15 protein-coding genes are annotated in these 15,793 nt (G+C 51.2%); 8 read left to right on the forward strand and 7 right to left on the reverse strand.

What is annotated here, in order from left to right; genetic code table 11:
• Positions 1–98: 98 nt before the first annotated feature.
• Complete coding sequence (locus QU595_RS09575) at positions 99–596, forward strand: hypothetical protein (protein ID WP_315921251.1); 498 nt, start codon at positions 99–101, stop codon at positions 594–596.
• Here the strand turns inward: QU595_RS09575 and QU595_RS09580 are convergent.
• Complete coding sequence (locus tag QU595_RS09580; protein ID WP_315921253.1) at positions 593–1,072, reverse strand: hypothetical protein; 480 nt, start codon at positions 1,070–1,072, stop codon at positions 593–595. The two genes, QU595_RS09575 and QU595_RS09580, sit on opposite strands and share 4 nt — an antisense overlap.
• Positions 1,073–1,078: 6 nt before the next feature.
• Entirely contained in the window at positions 1,079–1,666 is a 588-nt protein-coding gene (locus QU595_RS09585; protein WP_315921255.1) for a hypothetical protein, read from the reverse strand.
• A 170-nt stretch (positions 1,667–1,836) separates the two neighbouring features.
• Between QU595_RS09585 and QU595_RS09590 the strand changes: the two genes are divergently transcribed.
• The 3 genes from QU595_RS09590 (at position 1,837) to QU595_RS09600 (ending at position 8,355) form a co-directional block, all read left to right on the forward strand.
• Positions 1,837–2,232, forward strand: a complete 396-nt coding sequence (locus QU595_RS09590; RefSeq protein WP_315921257.1) for a hypothetical protein — start codon at positions 1,837–1,839, stop codon at positions 2,230–2,232.
• 174 nt (positions 2,233–2,406) lie between these two features.
• Positions 2,407–4,239, forward strand: a complete 1,833-nt coding sequence (dnaK, locus tag QU595_RS09595; protein WP_410000503.1) for a molecular chaperone DnaK — start codon at positions 2,407–2,409, stop codon at positions 4,237–4,239.
• Positions 4,240–4,389: 150 nt separating this feature from the next.
• A complete protein-coding gene (locus QU595_RS09600; protein ID WP_315921260.1) occupies positions 4,390–8,355 on the forward strand; it encodes a putative Ig domain-containing protein in 3,966 nt (1,321 codons plus the stop codon).
• A 314-nt stretch (positions 8,356–8,669) separates the two neighbouring features.
• Here QU595_RS09600 and QU595_RS09605 read toward each other — a convergent pair whose 3' ends face one another.
• The gene (locus QU595_RS09605; protein WP_315921262.1) at positions 8,670–9,587 is read right to left on the reverse strand and encodes a nucleotidyl transferase AbiEii/AbiGii toxin family protein; all 918 of its coding nucleotides are present in this window, start codon (positions 9,585–9,587) and stop codon (positions 8,670–8,672) included.
• A gap of 117 nt (positions 9,588–9,704) precedes the next feature.
• Entirely contained in the window at positions 9,705–10,406 is a 702-nt protein-coding gene (locus tag QU595_RS09610; protein WP_315921264.1) for a type IV toxin-antitoxin system AbiEi family antitoxin domain-containing protein, read from the reverse strand.
• A 383-nt stretch (positions 10,407–10,789) separates the two neighbouring features.
• On the opposite strand from QU595_RS09610, the gene QU595_RS09615 reads away from it, so the two are divergent.
• The 4 genes from QU595_RS09615 to QU595_RS09630 all read left to right on the forward strand — a co-directional run bounded on the left by QU595_RS09615 (position 10,790) and on the right by QU595_RS09630 (position 13,095).
• A complete protein-coding gene (locus QU595_RS09615; RefSeq protein WP_315921266.1) occupies positions 10,790–11,215 on the forward strand; it encodes a transposase in 426 nt (141 codons plus the stop codon).
• Positions 11,216–11,542: 327 nt separating this feature from the next.
• Positions 11,543–12,022: a hypothetical protein gene (locus tag QU595_RS09620; RefSeq protein WP_315921268.1), complete on the forward strand. Its 480-nt coding sequence runs from the start codon at positions 11,543–11,545 to the stop codon at positions 12,020–12,022.
• 313 nt (positions 12,023–12,335) lie between these two features.
• On the forward strand, positions 12,336–12,689 hold the full coding sequence (locus QU595_RS09625; RefSeq protein ID WP_315921270.1) for a hypothetical protein: 354 nt from the start codon (positions 12,336–12,338) through the stop codon (positions 12,687–12,689).
• 4 nt (positions 12,690–12,693) lie between these two features.
• The gene (locus QU595_RS09630; protein WP_315921272.1) at positions 12,694–13,095 is read left to right on the forward strand and encodes a DUF3990 domain-containing protein; all 402 of its coding nucleotides are present in this window, start codon (positions 12,694–12,696) and stop codon (positions 13,093–13,095) included.
• Between the two features lie 296 nt (positions 13,096–13,391).
• On the opposite strand, the gene QU595_RS09635 is transcribed toward QU595_RS09630, so the two are convergent.
• From QU595_RS09635 to QU595_RS09645, 3 genes are all read right to left on the reverse strand, one after another.
• Positions 13,392–14,156: a porin family protein gene (locus QU595_RS09635; RefSeq protein ID WP_315921274.1), complete on the reverse strand. Its 765-nt coding sequence runs from the start codon at positions 14,154–14,156 to the stop codon at positions 13,392–13,394.
• A 148-nt stretch (positions 14,157–14,304) separates the two neighbouring features.
• Positions 14,305–15,066: a porin family protein gene (locus QU595_RS09640; RefSeq protein ID WP_315921276.1), complete on the reverse strand. Its 762-nt coding sequence runs from the start codon at positions 15,064–15,066 to the stop codon at positions 14,305–14,307.
• 156 nt (positions 15,067–15,222) lie between these two features.
• Complete coding sequence (locus QU595_RS09645; protein WP_315923267.1) at positions 15,223–15,636, reverse strand: peptidyl-tRNA hydrolase; 414 nt, start codon at positions 15,634–15,636, stop codon at positions 15,223–15,225.
• Positions 15,637–15,793 lie beyond the last annotated feature (157 nt).

Below are 15,793 nucleotides of genomic sequence, written 5' to 3' on the forward strand. Positions count from 1 at the left end.
CATTTGGACGGATATCGAAGGTTACAGGATCATCCCGTGCTTGTTGATTTCGTCATCAGCGTTGAGGATGATGCATCCACAAACGACGGCGCTGAACCATGATCACTGGAATCGAACTGAAGCAGGAAGCGAAGGAGATTCTTCCCAAGGCGCTCGAAGAAGCGCGGTTGGCTTGGTATCAGGCTGGAAATTACGACGACCAATGGCTTTCCAATGCGGAAGAGGTCATCAAGGACCTGATCGTCGATATCGATGCCCCTGCCCCAATAAATCCACGCTATTCAAAAATGGCGGAACTGGCTGCTGAGTTGGTCTACCTGAGTTGGCATCACGAGGACGAACTATCGTGCACGCTCGGCATTCTGAAGAACGACGACTGCAGAAATATATCAGTCCGAGACGTCAAGGGCCTGAACCGCATCTACGGCTTCTACAGGGCGATCTGCGATGATCACAGTTATACGTTGAGCGCTCTTGCTGACAAGCCCATCATCACGATGGACGATTTTGACGTTCTGATATCACCAAATTCACTGCTCGAAGAGCTGCAGAAATATCGTGCTGAGCTGACGCCAGAAGTGGGATTGAAGCCTTAAGCGGCTGGACGCGGGCGCTTCTTAAAGAGTTTTGAGAGCGATGATCCGCAAAACAGAAGTCTGCGGCGGAATGCGGAGCCTGTCTCGGCCATTATGTGATCCCGGCTATTTGCACCGCCTAGGACGACGGGTTCTTTCAGGAAGTATGCTTCTTCTTCGGTCCAGGCAGGCGGTTGAGAGCCAGTTAGCAATGCGAGATTTTCAGCGAGGCCTGCAAGATGGGCCATATGTGCCGGACTGTCCAGTTCAATCGGCGCGTCTTCATAAAAACTGCTGGGTATCTGATAAAAGCCGTATCTCGTTTCCGGCGCATCGGTCGAATTAATGACCTCGTCTAGGAATTCCTTGACCGCGCATGTGTAGTCATGCCCGTTGCGGACACTATGAGCGACTTCAGCAATGCTTTTTGGTTTCGGCGAGAAATGTGATTCAATAGACATATGGCTTAGCATGGATGGCTGATAAAGCGCTGTCAACTGGGTTCACCAGCCAATCATGGGGCTGTATTCCTCACCAGCTTGTTGTGATGCAATTATGTCATTCAAGATGGCCACATCACGCTGAGAGAGCTTATCTGAAGGGAAAAATTTGTCGAACCATTCGATTGCCTTATCGGCATTCGAAATGCCGCAATGTTCGAGCAAAAGCCATATATCCTTGACGTCGTTTCCTTCAAATGAAGAGCGTGGGCTTTTCATCTTCATGGCCAGAACATATTCAGGCGTGGCAGTAAATACCCGCAAACCAGGCTTCTCAGGCGGAAAATCACCAAGAAAGCTGTATTCCGGATTTTCGGAAGCTATGACTTCGGTGACGTCTGCGAACCAATTATTAGATAGACCGTACTCCTCGCCAATTTTCGCGCTTACTTCCTCCAGATCAAAGCTATTTTCACCCATATTCAGATAATCGATGTCCTTGGTGGATTGGCGGCCGTCGATGGTGAAAAGAAGTGAAGAACCGCCATAAAGTGCGATTTCTGCGGTCAGGTTTTTTGCCGCAAGGCCTTCTCCGAGCTTAAACAGAAGCTCTCTTGCAAGCTGCGCGTCGAGATAGCGGTTCCCGTCCATGACACTGTCCAATAATTAGGTTCCTTGATTATGAACCTCAATTTTGAAAGCCACAGCCGAATATTGCTTTTTGTCCTGCACTTTAAAGTTAAAGTGCTCGACGCAGTTCGCAATCGAGGGGTATCATTCAATGATTGCGGATATTTTTCCCGGAAAGAATGGAGAACTCCATGGGCCATCCGGTGGCAACCAATGAATTTTTGTCGAAGCACTACCCTGATATGGTTGAACAAATTCAGGCGTCTGCAATTGTTCTCATCATGCACGCCAACTCTGGGAAAGAACAAGAAATCCTGGATTTAGCGGCAGTTCATGCCAAGCCGAAGTTTGCAGACGCAGACCTGACGGAAGAGGAAATACAGTCAATTCTACGGGCCGTTAAAGATGCGGTTGTCGATACAGCTGAAAGAATGCGTAAGCATGCCGAAAGCATGGACATCGAGATTATGAGAATGATTTTTGTAACCCTGAAAACGCAGGATGCAGTCATGAACGCAATCGCAAACAACGTTTCTGCCTCCCTGCCTGAGCGCTATAGTCCGAAGAAAGCTGAAATCTGGCACTAGACGACGGCCCTGCCGATCAAAGTCTTTGTTATTTCCGGTATTATTTGAATTACATCCCTTGATTAAACTCCGCTTTTTCCCATATAAGCCTCATCCATTTCAATTTAGGAGAGGTAATAAATGGCGAAAATTATCGGCATCGATCTGGGTACGACGAATTCGTGCGTTGCCGTCATGGACGGTTCGAATGTGAAAATCATCGAAAACGAAATGGGCGCTCGCACGACCCCGTCTGTAGTTGGTTTTTCCGATGGCGGAGAACAGCTCGTTGGACAGCCAGCTCGCGCTCAGTCTGTCATGAACCCGTCTGGCACCATCTTCGCGGTCAAGCGTCTTATTGGTCGTCGGTTTGAGAAGTCGCTGAACAAGCTTCCTTACGCTGTCGTCGCTGGTCCGAACGGTGACGCATGGGTCGAAGTCGAAGGCAAAAAGTATTCCCCATCCGAAATCTCGGCGATCACTCTTCGCAAGCTCAAGGAAACGGCCGAGGCGTATCTCGGAGAAAGCGTCAGCCAAGCGGTTATTACCGTTCCGGCTTACTTCAATGACGCGCAGCGACAGGCGACCAAGGACGCAGGCAAGATCGCTGGTCTCGAAGTCCTGCGTATCGTCAACGAGCCTACTGCTGCTGCGCTGGCCTACGGCCTCGACAAGAGCGATGGCAAGACAATTGCCGTCTATGACCTCGGTGGCGGTACATTCGACGTCTCGATCCTCGAAATTGGCGACGGCATCTTCGAGGTGAAGGCCACCAATGGCGATACGGCGCTCGGTGGCGAAGACTTCGACATGACGCTGGTCAACTACCTGGCCGACGAATTCAAGAAGGAACAAGGTCTCGACCTTCGTGGTGACAAGATGGCTCTCCAGCGTCTGAAGGAAGCCGCCGAGAAGGCTAAGATCGAGCTTTCTTCCGCTCAGCAGACAGAAGTGAACCTGCCATTCATCACCGCTGACGCTTCTGGTCCAAAGCACCTCGCAATCAAGCTTTCTCGCTCAAAGCTGGAGGCGTTGGTCGAAGATCTGGTTCAGCGCACCATTGAGCCGTGCCGTAAGGCGCTCAAGGATGCTGGTCTCGCTGCCGCTGAGATCGATGAAGTGGTTCTGGTCGGTGGCATGACCCGCATGCCGAAGATTCAGGAGGTCGTGAAGAGCTTCTTCGGCAAGGACCCGCATAAGGGCGTCAATCCGGATGAAGTCGTGGCTATGGGTGCGGCAATTCAGGGTGGCGTCTTGAAGGGTGATGTGAAGGACGTCCTTCTCCTCGACGTGACCCCGCTTTCGCTGGGTATCGAAACGCTCGGCGGCGTATTCACTCGTCTGATCGAGCGCAACACGACCATCCCGACCAAGAAGTCGCAGACCTTCTCGACGGCAGAAGATGGGCAGTCAGCCGTAACGATCCGTGTGTCTCAGGGCGAGCGCGAGATGGCTGCTGACAACAAGCTTCTGGCTCAGTTCGATCTCGTTGGCATTCCTCCGGCACCGCGTGGCGTTCCGCAGATTGAAGTGACCTTCGACATCGACGCCAACGGTATCGTCAACGTCTCGGCCAAGGACAAGGGCACTGGCAAGGAGCATCAGGTCCGCATTCAGTCGTCCGGTGGCCTCTCTGATGCAGATATCGAGAAGATGGTGCGCGATGCCGAGATCAACGCTGAAGCTGACAAGAAGCGTCGCGCGCTGGTCGAGGCCAGGAACAAGGCCGAAGGCGAGATCAACTCGGCGCAGAGTGCCCTCAACGACTATGGCGACAAGCTTCCTGCGGCTGTTCGTTCGGACATCGAGGGCGCTATCGCGATCCTGAAGTCTGCAACCGAAGGCGAGAATCTCGACAAGATCGAGGAGGCCTCCAAGAACCTGATGCAGAAGCTCATGAAGATGGGTGAATCCGTCTATGCGGCAAGCCCTGAAGCTCCAGAAGCCGATGCTGGCAACGAGGCACGGACATCGGCATCCGGTGACGATGTGGTCGACGCCGAGTATGAGGAAGTCGAGGACAAATAAGGGAGAATAACTAAGAGGCACTCGAATTGTGAGTTTGAGTGCCTCTTTTTGACTGAAATCGCAGGCTGCGATTCATTTAGTTCCACCGGCGATTTGATTAATTGCACTTGACAGGGAACCTTATCCCCCAAATGGGGAGTGGAGTATGTCATGCGCAAGATTGTAGGTGTGTTTTCTGCGTTATTCTTATTAAATGGCATTCCTGCTTCGGCGCAGGAGAGCGTTTATTATTTCCGTCTAAATTTCGAAAGGCCTGCGGGTGTAGTGCCTAAAGGCATAAGCGACGCTCATCTCGCTATACCAGACCTCTACGTCGGTGAAACAGTAGGCATCCAGGGAACTTATGTCGGAGGCGACGGGAAAGTCTCTTGGCGTAATTCGGGATCACCCCTCCCCTCTGGATTGAGCCTGTCTGAAACTGGCTTCTTGGGTGGCGTTCCTCTGGCTGGTGGAACATATGGTGGCATATCGTTTGAACTTACCGACAGCTTCAATAGTACCTATACGGTTAGACCCAACTCAATCAGAGTGTACGAGCCACTGAGTGTTGCTCCTATCATCAGAAGACTTGTTGTTGGTAAAAGCGCGACCATTGATCTGAACATTAATGGCGGCAAATCTCCCTACACAGCTACAGTCAGCAGCGGTGTTCTTCCCAATGGGTTGACGTTGTCTGGAACAAGAATCAGAGGCACTGCAACGACCAAGGGAAATTATAATTCAGTAATCAGCGTGTCTGATGGCAATGGGAGAAATAAGTCTGCAGATGCATTGATCGAAGTGTACGATGCGTTGTTCGCAACGAGCGCGATCAGTGATGGGTATGTAGGCCTTCCATATTCCGGTTCGGTGAATGCATCGGGTGGCGAGTCTCCATATGTCTGGTATTTGTCCTCTGGAGTAGCGCCTGATGGTTTGACTTTTCATGCCGATGGACGGTTCAGTGGGACACCTCAAACAGCCGGAGTATCAAATCTGGTTGCCAAAGTTGCGGACGGCTCGACACAGTTCTTTGATCTGCCAATTTCGCTGGGGATTTATCAGCTTCCGAATATAAGCACGGTCTCAATACCGGATATTTATGTTGGTGAAACATTCCAGTTCGATTTGAAAGGTAGCGGTGGACGTACGCCAATCGCGTGGGGTGCTTCGAACTTGCCGAGCGGCATTTCCATTAGTCCGTCGACAGGTAAAATTTCTGGTGTTGCGACGACCAAAGAGACAGTCGCCACGACAGTCCAGTTGTCGGATTTTAACGGGAAAAATGCCGTTAAATCCTTCACCATGTCGACCTATAATCAGCTTGCATTGGCCGCAAAGACATTCGCTGACGCCTATGTGGGAACGGCATACGATGCTGCTGATGGTCAGCCTCCTGCATTGAGCGGAGGTAAGTCCCCAATTGCCTGGTCGGCCACTGGTTTGCCAGCAGGTATGACGATGAATGCGTCGGGGCAGATTTCAGGGGTTCCTACTGTAGTAGCTGACTCGACGGTGACGATTTTTGCAACAGACGTAAATTCGCGAACCGTGTCGAGAAAATACGGTCTTTCAACCAAGGGGGCTTTGGCACTCCAGGCCAAGATTTATAGCGACCCATACGTAGGAGTTGCCTACACAGCCTCTGAAGGTGCAGCTCCGGCCGTGAGCGGCGGAAAAGCGCCTTATGCGTGGTCTGCAACAAAGCTTCCGCAAGGACTGAGCATTAATTCCTCAACTGGCGTCATATCGGGAGTCCCGTCATTAGAGGGGACTGTCACGTCAACCATCACGGTTACTGACGTAAATGGTAAGTCCGTATCGAGAGCCTACGATTTTGCCACTAGGCCGCAGATTGTAATATCCTCTGCAAACCTCGATCCAGCGATTGCTGGCATCACCAACGTGAACTACGCGTTCACTGTAGCGGGCGGGAAACCTGGTTATTCGTGGTCCATTACGGGCAAACTCCCTACGGGATTGGCGCTGTCTTCGGGCGGCGTATTGTCAGGCATTCCAACTGTTGCAAATACCTACTCTTTCGCGGTCGTTGCGACAGATGCCAACGCGCGTTCAGCTTCTAATAATGTGTCGTTCGTAGTTTCAGCTCCTGGCAATTGCACTGCGCCATGGGGTGCCACGGTAAATCATGGTGCCACTACGACAGCATATGCGGCTGCGAGTGTGTCTTTTGGAAATACGTGCACATCGCAAACTAGAACATGCACGAACGGGACGCTTTCGGGTTCCTACACATTCGGAACTTGCTCTGTAGCAGCGCCGTCTGTTTGTACACTTCCATGGGGTGGAACGCTTGCTCATGGCGCTTCAACGACTGCTTATCAAACATCGTCGGTGGCTTGGAACGGGACATGTTCTCCAGAAACGAGAACCTGTGATAACGGCACTTTGTCAGGGTCCTATTCCAATAAAACATGCGTAGTGACTACGCCGGATAATTGCACGGCTCCTTGGGGCGGAACCGTAAATCACGGCTCCTCTATTACTGCTTTCCAGGCTGCGTCGGTGCCTTCTGATGGGACATGTACATCTCAAACCAGAACTTGCACCAACGGGACGCTGTCTGGTTCTTATGCCAACAGCACCTGTGTGAAAAATTGCACGACGCCTTGGGGCACAGCAGTAAACAGCGGTTCGTCCGTTACGGCTTATAAGGCTGAAACTGTGGCCTGGAATGCGACCTGCACGTCTCAGAGCAGAACTTGCGCCAACGGTACTCTCTCGGGAACTTATGCCAATAAATCATGTACGGTAACTGCCCCTCTTAATTGCACCGATCCTTGGGGCGGAACTGTTAATCACGGCTCCTCCGTCACCGCTTATCAGGCCGCGTCTGTGCCTTGGGATGCTACCTGCACCTCACAGGCCAGAACCTGCACCAATGGCGTGTTGTCAGGGACCTATTCCAATAAAGCGTGCGCAGTCACTGCTCCAACAAATTGCACAACGCCCTGGGGCACGACCGTGAATCACGGCGCTTCAACTACGGCTTATCAAACTGCGTCTGTGGCTTCGGACGGGACATGTGCTTCACAGACCAGAACATGCACCAACGGCACTCTCTCAGGAACTTACGCCAACAGTTCCTGCGTAAAAAATTGCTCCACCCCTTGGGGAACGGCAGTGAACCACGGTGCTGCGGTTACCGCTTATCAATCCGCATCTGTGCCTTGGGATGGAACCTGCACGTCTCAGTCCAGAACTTGCAGTAACGGCACTCTGTCAGGAACCTATGGCAACAAAACGTGTGCTGTGACCACCCCTCTGAATTGTACCGATCCTTGGGGTGGAACGGTTAGCCACGGCTCCTCGGTGACGGCTTATCAAGCTGCATCTGTGCCTTGGAATGGCACGTGCGCCTCGCAGGCCAGAACCTGCACCAACGGAGTGCTGTCGGGAACTTATGCCAACAAGGCATGTACTGTCACAACCCCGCTAAATTGCACGGCCCCATGGGGTGGAACGGTCAATCACGGCTCCTCGGTTACCGCCTTCCAGGCTGCGTCTGTACCTTCTGATGGGACATGTACGCCGCAGTCCAGAACTTGCACCAATGGCGTGTTGTCAGGCACCTACACCAACAGTTCCTGTGTGAAAAATTGCAGCACCCCTTGGGGGACGGCAGTGAACCACGGTGCTGCGGTTACCGCTTATCAGGCGGCGACAGTGGCATGGAACGCTACATGCACATCACAGTCCAGAACCTGTTCAAACGGAACTCTTTCAGGAACTTATGCCAACAAGGCGTGCACCGTTACGGCACCTCTGAATTGTACCGATCCGTGGGGAGCAGCTCTCGCTCATGGCTCTTCCGTGACCGCATATCAGGCTGCGACTGTGCCTTATGGAAGCACATGTGCGTCACAGGCCAGAACCTGCACCAACGGCGTTGTGTCGGGTTCTTATGGCAGCAAAACATGTGTTGTGGATAAGCCAAAAAACTGCCCTGTTAGAGACGGAACCGTGAGCCATGGGGTAACACAATATCTGTATTCTTCTAATGTAAACAGGTATTGCAACACTATTAGGGCGCAGCATACGTGCAATAATGGTGTTTTGACCCCAGCAGGTTCAACAAAATACATAATCTGCAATGAGTCTCCAAATAGCAGATAAGGAAAATGGTCGTGCTCAATAATTTCAAGGTAACCGAGCACGACTTGAAGGCAGAGAGGACGCGCGTCGGCTCTGCCGCTGCTAAACCGCCCTGACGCGATCACGGAGGCGCTGGTCTCCGACATCGAAGGCTTATCGCCACGTTCGATTTAGAACGGCGACGTTATATAATAAAAATGGTGGAAATCCAAATTGGCTTGCCACCATTTTCCGCTATCGAACAATGAGTTTACGATTTCCAAATATGCGCCGGAATTGAGGCTATCCTCAGAACAACAAATCTGCGTGCAAGATTTAAGTGCGATTTTCAATTTCTATAATTTTAATCCCCTTCCCGACCAACCTGCATCGGGCGACCATATCGTCCCAGGCCTGTCACCAGAACGGGCATTCTCAATGAGCGGTCCAAGAAAATCATTGAGGGTGTCGACTACTTCGTCGAACTGATAATTGGGCTTGCCTGGCAGCTTGCGCAAGAAGTCCTTCCAGGCCCTGTCGCTCTCAGCGACGAACTTCTCTGATAACCCTATGAAGGTTTCAGGAATCGGTCGCTCTTGATGCTGGAAGGTGGTCTCAATTGCATCTGAGATGATGTCACCGTCGAACTCCTGCAGCTTCGTCATCATCCAGATATCGTAATAGTCCTTGAGGCGGGTATTCTGAATGCCGAACTGCGCCATTGCATGCAGCTTTTCTGCAATTACGGTCTCAAGCGGATAGCTGTTCATCACAGGACGAGGTATGCCTCCATCGAGTATGGTGGGAAATTCGATCATTCTGACTTCCGGTGTCACAGGATTTCCAAACCCGACGTCGATTTTCAGCTCCACTTTCGCTGTTCCCACCTTGGCGAACATCGCGATCTTCCCTCCGGGAATGATGCCTGTCCGATCTTTTTTTACAGACATCGTCTCCATAATGAATTCAACACCATCATCCGGCACATCTAGCGCCAGAATTTTCACGAGAGCGGATCTCAACCGTTCGACGTTACCTTCGGGAGAAATACCGCTGAAGTCGATGTCTTCTGTAGGACGCATCAGATTGCCGTTGTTGTAGGCAGCCATGAGCAGGCCGCCCTTGAGCACGAAGTTGTTCGCCTCGTCAGAGACAGACAAGCGATAAAGAAGACGCTCCTGAACATAACGGCGCAAAAGAGAAGGCACGTCTAAGTCTACTGTTTTAGATAAATTTTTTAGTTTGGCCTGAACACTTGCGCCAACGTTTTTCATAAAATGACTCCCTGTTAAGTCTATTAGAACAGGGAGTCAAGAAAGTAACAAAATGGGAGCTTTTTGTGTTACATTTTACACCAAAATACGCGTCTTAGAGTAAATTGTAAGATTGGTTCAAGGCGATGTACTGTAGTGTTCCTCAGGAAGGCTTGAGACAATGTGCAACGATGTTTTTAGTAGCGGAGACATGGCTCTGCGGATACCCGCCTTCTCAGCATAATCAGTTAGCTTGTCGATGGAGAATCCTCTTCGGGACAGGGTTCTTTCCATGCAAACCAAGAGGGACTCTTCAGAGATATGCCCCTGCCCACTTCTTAAGGACGGGTTGAAGGCGCTAAAACGGAACATGTCGACCAGGGTTCGCTCCAGATCGGTGATTTTTATTGGGATGTTGTCGATGATGTGTTCTTCAATTCCATAAGAGAATGGGTCAACGCCGTGTTCGTTGCGCACACGGACAACTCTTGTGCCCACAGGGAAACTGGAAGCCAAAGTAGACCGTTGGCTATCCTTGTGTGGTCTCATGACGTGGATTTCACCAACTAGGTCCTGTGTCGTCCTATGAAATGTCGCGGCCGATTGGGTGCAGATGACAGCATCCGGGTAACGAAGAGCAATCGCAGCCCAGTCTGCGTATTCGCTTGTAAATTCTGGAAGTCTGAACAGACCAGCGCCAACGCGCTCAATCTCGCCTTTCGCAACAAGCCTGTGAAGCGTCATGCGGTTGATGCCTTCAGCCACGAAATCGGAAGTGCGAAGTGGTGTGGGCGACTTCTGAAGAAGTTCGACAGCAGGATGTTTGGCGGCCTCATTCATTGTTACAAAATATCCCCATAGGCAGAGTCTGGGACCATAATGTAACAACTGGCGGAAGTCAAGCGGCTGTTACAAAATATCCCTATAGGCAGAGTCTGGGACCATGATGTAACATTTGAGATGGGTCCCGTTTTTTTGCAATCTCAGGCTTAGAAGCCGAATGGAGGAAGCGAACACAGCATTTGGTTACATTCGGTTCATTTCGCCTGTGTCGTGTATTGAATGTAACATCGGCATTCGCCTCCTTTCCGTTCCGTAAATTAGGCAGTTGATTTGAAGGGATGAAACGCGAATAGTGCGCATGACTGCTACCGTGGTCTGAATCGCAATAATCCCGGTGGTTGTTGGGATTATGATTTGAATGAGAACGGAGACGACGACCAATGACCGAAGAAAACAACGTTGATCATGAAAAACAGTCAAAGGAAGCCATCGACATCAAGCCTGAAAGCCCTGTTGCTATGATCGAGGGAAAGAAGCCTATTTCTGTTAAACCAGCTACTTCAGCTAAAGTGGTGACCAAGACTTCACGGGACAGAAGCAAAATTCTCGATAAGATCGCTTCCCTCACCGAGAATGGTAAGCACACGCTCAAGAAGGCGCTGCAGCAAGCTGGTATCAGCAAAAGGACTTATTACACCTGGAAGAAGGACGCGCCGAGAGTTGAAGCGCCAGCGAAGGTAAATCCTGAGATGAGTCTTTCTGAGGAAATCGTGCAACTGGAGGCAGAAAACAAGCGCTACAGGAAGATGTTGGCTGACAAGCTGAGGGTTGAAAATGCCGATCTAAGGAAGCGGCTGGCATCCTGATCTTTCTCACCTTCTCGACGGATTGACCGAACATGTTGTGCCCTCCTCGCCTTCATGTTCGGTTCCTATTTTTGGTCAGTCGGCTGCACTGAAACTCGTTGCGGAGATATTGAACCGCATGGCTACCGCCCTGCAGCGAGCTGCACAAATGCATCGGTGTGCCGTCATAGTCAGTGTGGCTTGTGTTACATAGAGTGCTTCTGGAGTGGGGTACAAATTGTAACAACTACCACTGTCGCACGTTCCCTTGATCTGTGACGAAGCTAGAATCTTGCAGAACGAAAAATCAGGATAGCTCTTTCATCTAAATGTTTAGGGAATTCAAAAATGAGTTATCAGTTCAAAGTTAGCATTCAAGGCCATCAGAACATCTGGAATGTACCCGAAAAGCCAAGTGGATGTGAAATATACGTCTGGTCGGAACTGTCTTTTGGAATATGTCCGCTCAACGCAAGGGTCATTTCACAAATTTCTAGGGGTTCAAAGCCAAAACCATTTATCGCCCGTAAATTCGTGTTGGCATTCCGAAAAGACATTCAACGTATCCCTGAGTTGTTTCGAGCGGAGCATAAACCTATTCTCGATGACAACAATCTCGTATTCGTGATGAGTGGCTTAAGCGCCCGTAATGACACTGTTTGTTTCGATAATCATAGCACTCCGCTTATAGCCAAAGAGGTGGATGGCAAGTGGCGATATTTTGCTTCCGCGAAAGACCACACGAACTGGGTAGAGAATTCCTCCTGGTTACCTAATGATTCACAGTTTCGGGTGGAGGAATGGCCTGACCGGACGTGGATCGGCTGATCTTCAACTCCTTCTTGGGGTGGCTTCATTAGGTCACTGACAACGCCAAATATGAAATTATGCGAAAAAGGCCGGAGCTTTGGTTCCGGCCTTTTTAATGATTGAATGGGAAAATTCCTATTGTGAGTTTGTATTTGATCGAGAAAAAATGGCGTACACGGTGTCCGATAGGGAGGCCATGTACGCCGGGGTGCGAACCGCGCATGGCTTAGGCCAGTGGGGCATGTCCGCTGAGACCTAAATTGTCGATCAGGAAGTTCCGTCTTGCAAGGCCATCGGATACAGTGAATGCACGAATCCAAGGAGATCGATGATGGCTAGAGCTGCGAAAGAAAAGGTCCTGACAATTACGTGGCGCGATGAGAATTATGGTCCCGTCTCAGGTGCTGTAGCGTTCCGAACCGCGTTGGAGCCATTTCCGTCTGAGACTGAGAGCCGTAAGCTTGCTCGGATCTACAAAAAGAACGGTTTTGAGTTGAACTTCAATCGTCAAGCCTGGATAGCTGAGTACAAGCCTGCTGACACCCCAATCCGTCTTGTTGAAGCCCTCAAGGAAGCTGGCTACACGGTGATCAACAAAGGTGCGCAGCCGAAGATTCTGACCGAAGCGAAGCCTGCAGCTGAACCAGCGGTCGCCGATGACGAGGCCCCTGCCCCAAAGATGTGATCTGATGGAAATCATCCTCTACCACGGTTCCGAGCAGGACTTTTCCGAGTTCGATCTCAGCATGACAAGAGATGGCTGCGCTTTCGGGCGCGGCTTTTATTGTTCCAACGACCTCAGCCTCGGTCACCAGTATTCTGGCGAGAAAGACCCTTATGTCGTCCAGATCGCCTGCGAAAGCCCATACATCGTCGATCTCGATCTGCCTTATGGCGAGATGATGGAGCGGAAGCGCGTATTCCGACCAAACAAGGGTGTTCGCGAGCGTTTGATCGAGATGGGACATGACGCCGTTCTGGTGAAGCAGGGGAACTACGTTGAGATGGTGGTCCTGCACGCCGAGATGATCGAGAACCTCGGGCGAGGTGTCTCATTGGAGGTGGACGAGACCCCAGCCTTTAGGCTGTAGAATTTCCGAAGTTAGCCATTTTGAAGGTTCCAGCTACACCGCCAAGCGGAGAGTTCACTGAATTGTCGGCCGACTTGAAAACAATTTTTGGCAACCAATAATTCAATCGTGTCGGCGATGTTGGCGCTTCTCTCAGGTGTAGCACTGCGCTCTCCACCTACGCTGCCTGAGGATATGATCGGTTCGCAGTGCCGATGGAAGGTTTCCCGTTCCTTCTCGCCCCGCCGACACAGCCCGCCCCAAAGGATACGAAAAAGGCCGCTTCAGCGGCCCCTTCAATGTTCGTATTCGGATTCTTAGAATTTGACGTTGATACCAGCTCGGATGGTATGGAAGTCAAAGCGGGTTTCTCCGCGCAAGCTGGTGCCGAAATTATCGTTTGCGAAATTGAGCGTCTTGGCGTTGCCCAAGTCGGTATAGAGATATTCGGTCTTGAACGTGAGGTTGTCGGTCATGGCAATTTCGGTGCCGCCGCCCACTGTGTAGCCGAATGTGTTCTTTTTCCACGAAGCGCTTTCGGTGTTTGTTCCATCGGAAGCGGTCACGCCAGTCGAAACTTTGCCGTAGGCAAGGCCGCCAGTCGCATAGAGGATTGCAGTCGGAGATACCGCATAACCGAGACGACTGCGTGCCGATGAGTACCAGTCAACGCTGTTCTTCTGCTTGAAGGAGTTGATGGAGTCATCAAAGACAGCCTTTTCCTTCTTCATCGAGCCGCCCTGAAGGTCGAGTTCGAAGCCGTAGACGTTGCGCTCGTGCTGCCAGTTGTAACCAGCCTGAACGCCCCCGAGGAACCCGGATCGGCTGACGGTGTCAGAGAACCCAGCAGTCTCGCCTGTGTTTGCATCGGATGCGTCGATCTGATCTCGAAATTTGCCAGTGGCATAGCCACCGTTGACGCCGATATACGCGCCCTGCCACGAGAATGTATCGAGGCCGAGAGTATGTGGGTTACTGGCATAGGCGGGGATTGCTGGATCGATATTATCGTTCGTCAGCTCCTGGGCAATTGCCGTCGAAGCGAACAAAGAGGCTAGAAAGGCTAGAGTAAAAGTCTTCATGTCGAACTCCTCGGTTGAAAGACTTTCTCAACACAATTATTGAGATACTTAAATGATGGTCTCAAAAATATCCCGTCTCAATAGCCGAATAATATAGTCAATAAAAAGGGCACCATCCGATGCCCTCTTCGTTAAATGTGATTGGCCCTTAAAACTTGTAGTTAATGCCAGCCCGAATAGTGTGGAACTGCAGTTTGTTCTCACCGCGAAGGCTTTCGCCCAGATCGGCGTCCGAGTAGTCGAACATCTTGGCCTTGCCGAGGTCAGTGTAGAGGTACTCGGTCTTGAACGAGATTTCGTCCGTAAGGCCGATTTCGGTGCCGCCGCCAACGGTGTAGCCAACCTTGTTCTTCGACCAGGACACGCCTTCGGTATCAACGCCGTCGCTGAGTTCATAGGCAGTTTTGACCTTGCCATATGCCGCGCCGCCAGTGGCGTAGATCATTGCGGTTGGCGAAACGGTGTAGCCGACGCGACCACGGGCGGTGCCATACCAATCAAGGCGGTTCTTCAGCGCCAGAGAAGCACCGTCGTTTTCAAGGATGATCTTGTCCCGCTTGAGCGAGCTACCCTGAAAGTCCGCTTCGATACCAGCTACGACATTGTCAAACTGCCAGTTGTAGCCTGCCTGGACGCCGCCGACGAAGCCGTTGTGCGAAACCGAAGTGGTGTTGGTGAGGCTTTCATTGGTGACGAGGTCGGATGCAGTGAGGGAGTTCTTGAACTTGCCGCCTGCATACCCACCGTTGAAACCGAAATAGACGCCATTCCAAGAGAAGGTGTCGACACCAGCCGCATCAGGGGTACCCGTGACAGTTGGAATAGGTGGCTCGATAGTATCGATTGCATCAGCGGCAAACGCACTCGAAGCGAATAGAACGGACACGAGCGCAAGAGCAGTGGTCTTCATTAAAGTCTCCTCACAGCAAAAGGGATTAAGCCCAATCACCATGAATGGACTTAATCCAATAATGACATCAAAATATTTTGGCTCAAGAATTATTCGCCACTGAGTGGAATAAAAGATATTTCGGACGCCTTGGACGGTGCCCGAAATATCTGGATTTCAAACGCTGCTGAAGCGTTTCACGATTTGCCGCGCATCCGCCCTGCTCACTGGTCCGATGCCCAGCGCAGTCACGATTGGTGATCCGTCGAAGTGAGGGAGCAGAATGTGGTTTTCGTCGACGACCAGCGCGCACGGCAGGCCCGATGTCTGGCAATCTTCGTAAGCTCGCATCAAAGCGGCTTCATTCTTTGCCTTCAGGGTCGCCTTTGATCCGGCGTTGATGCCTCGGCGATATCGTTCAACGAGTTCGGGGTGTTTGTCCAGGCAATCGAGAAGTGCGTCGGTGTAGGCATGCCCCGCTTGTGCGGCCAGCTTGCCAGTGGGCATTTCAAGGTCTGCCCGAACGATTGCATAGATGAAGAGATGATTGTTCCGGTCATCATCCGGTGTGGTATTCGCTTTTTCAGCGATGCGGTCGTCCCGTACGCAAGAGCTATAACATCAATTTTATCCTTCCTAGTCTCTAAAGTTGATGGCGCGGTCACCGTTATGGTTTCCGCCATATGATGTGATTGCAGTAGCAGCGCTTCCTTAGTTTCATGTTTCAGAGCCGCCCTTGGCGGATAAA

Source organism: Mesorhizobium sp. SP-1A (assembly GCF_032460275.1).
Lineage (GTDB): Bacteria > Pseudomonadota > Alphaproteobacteria > Rhizobiales > Rhizobiaceae > Mesorhizobium.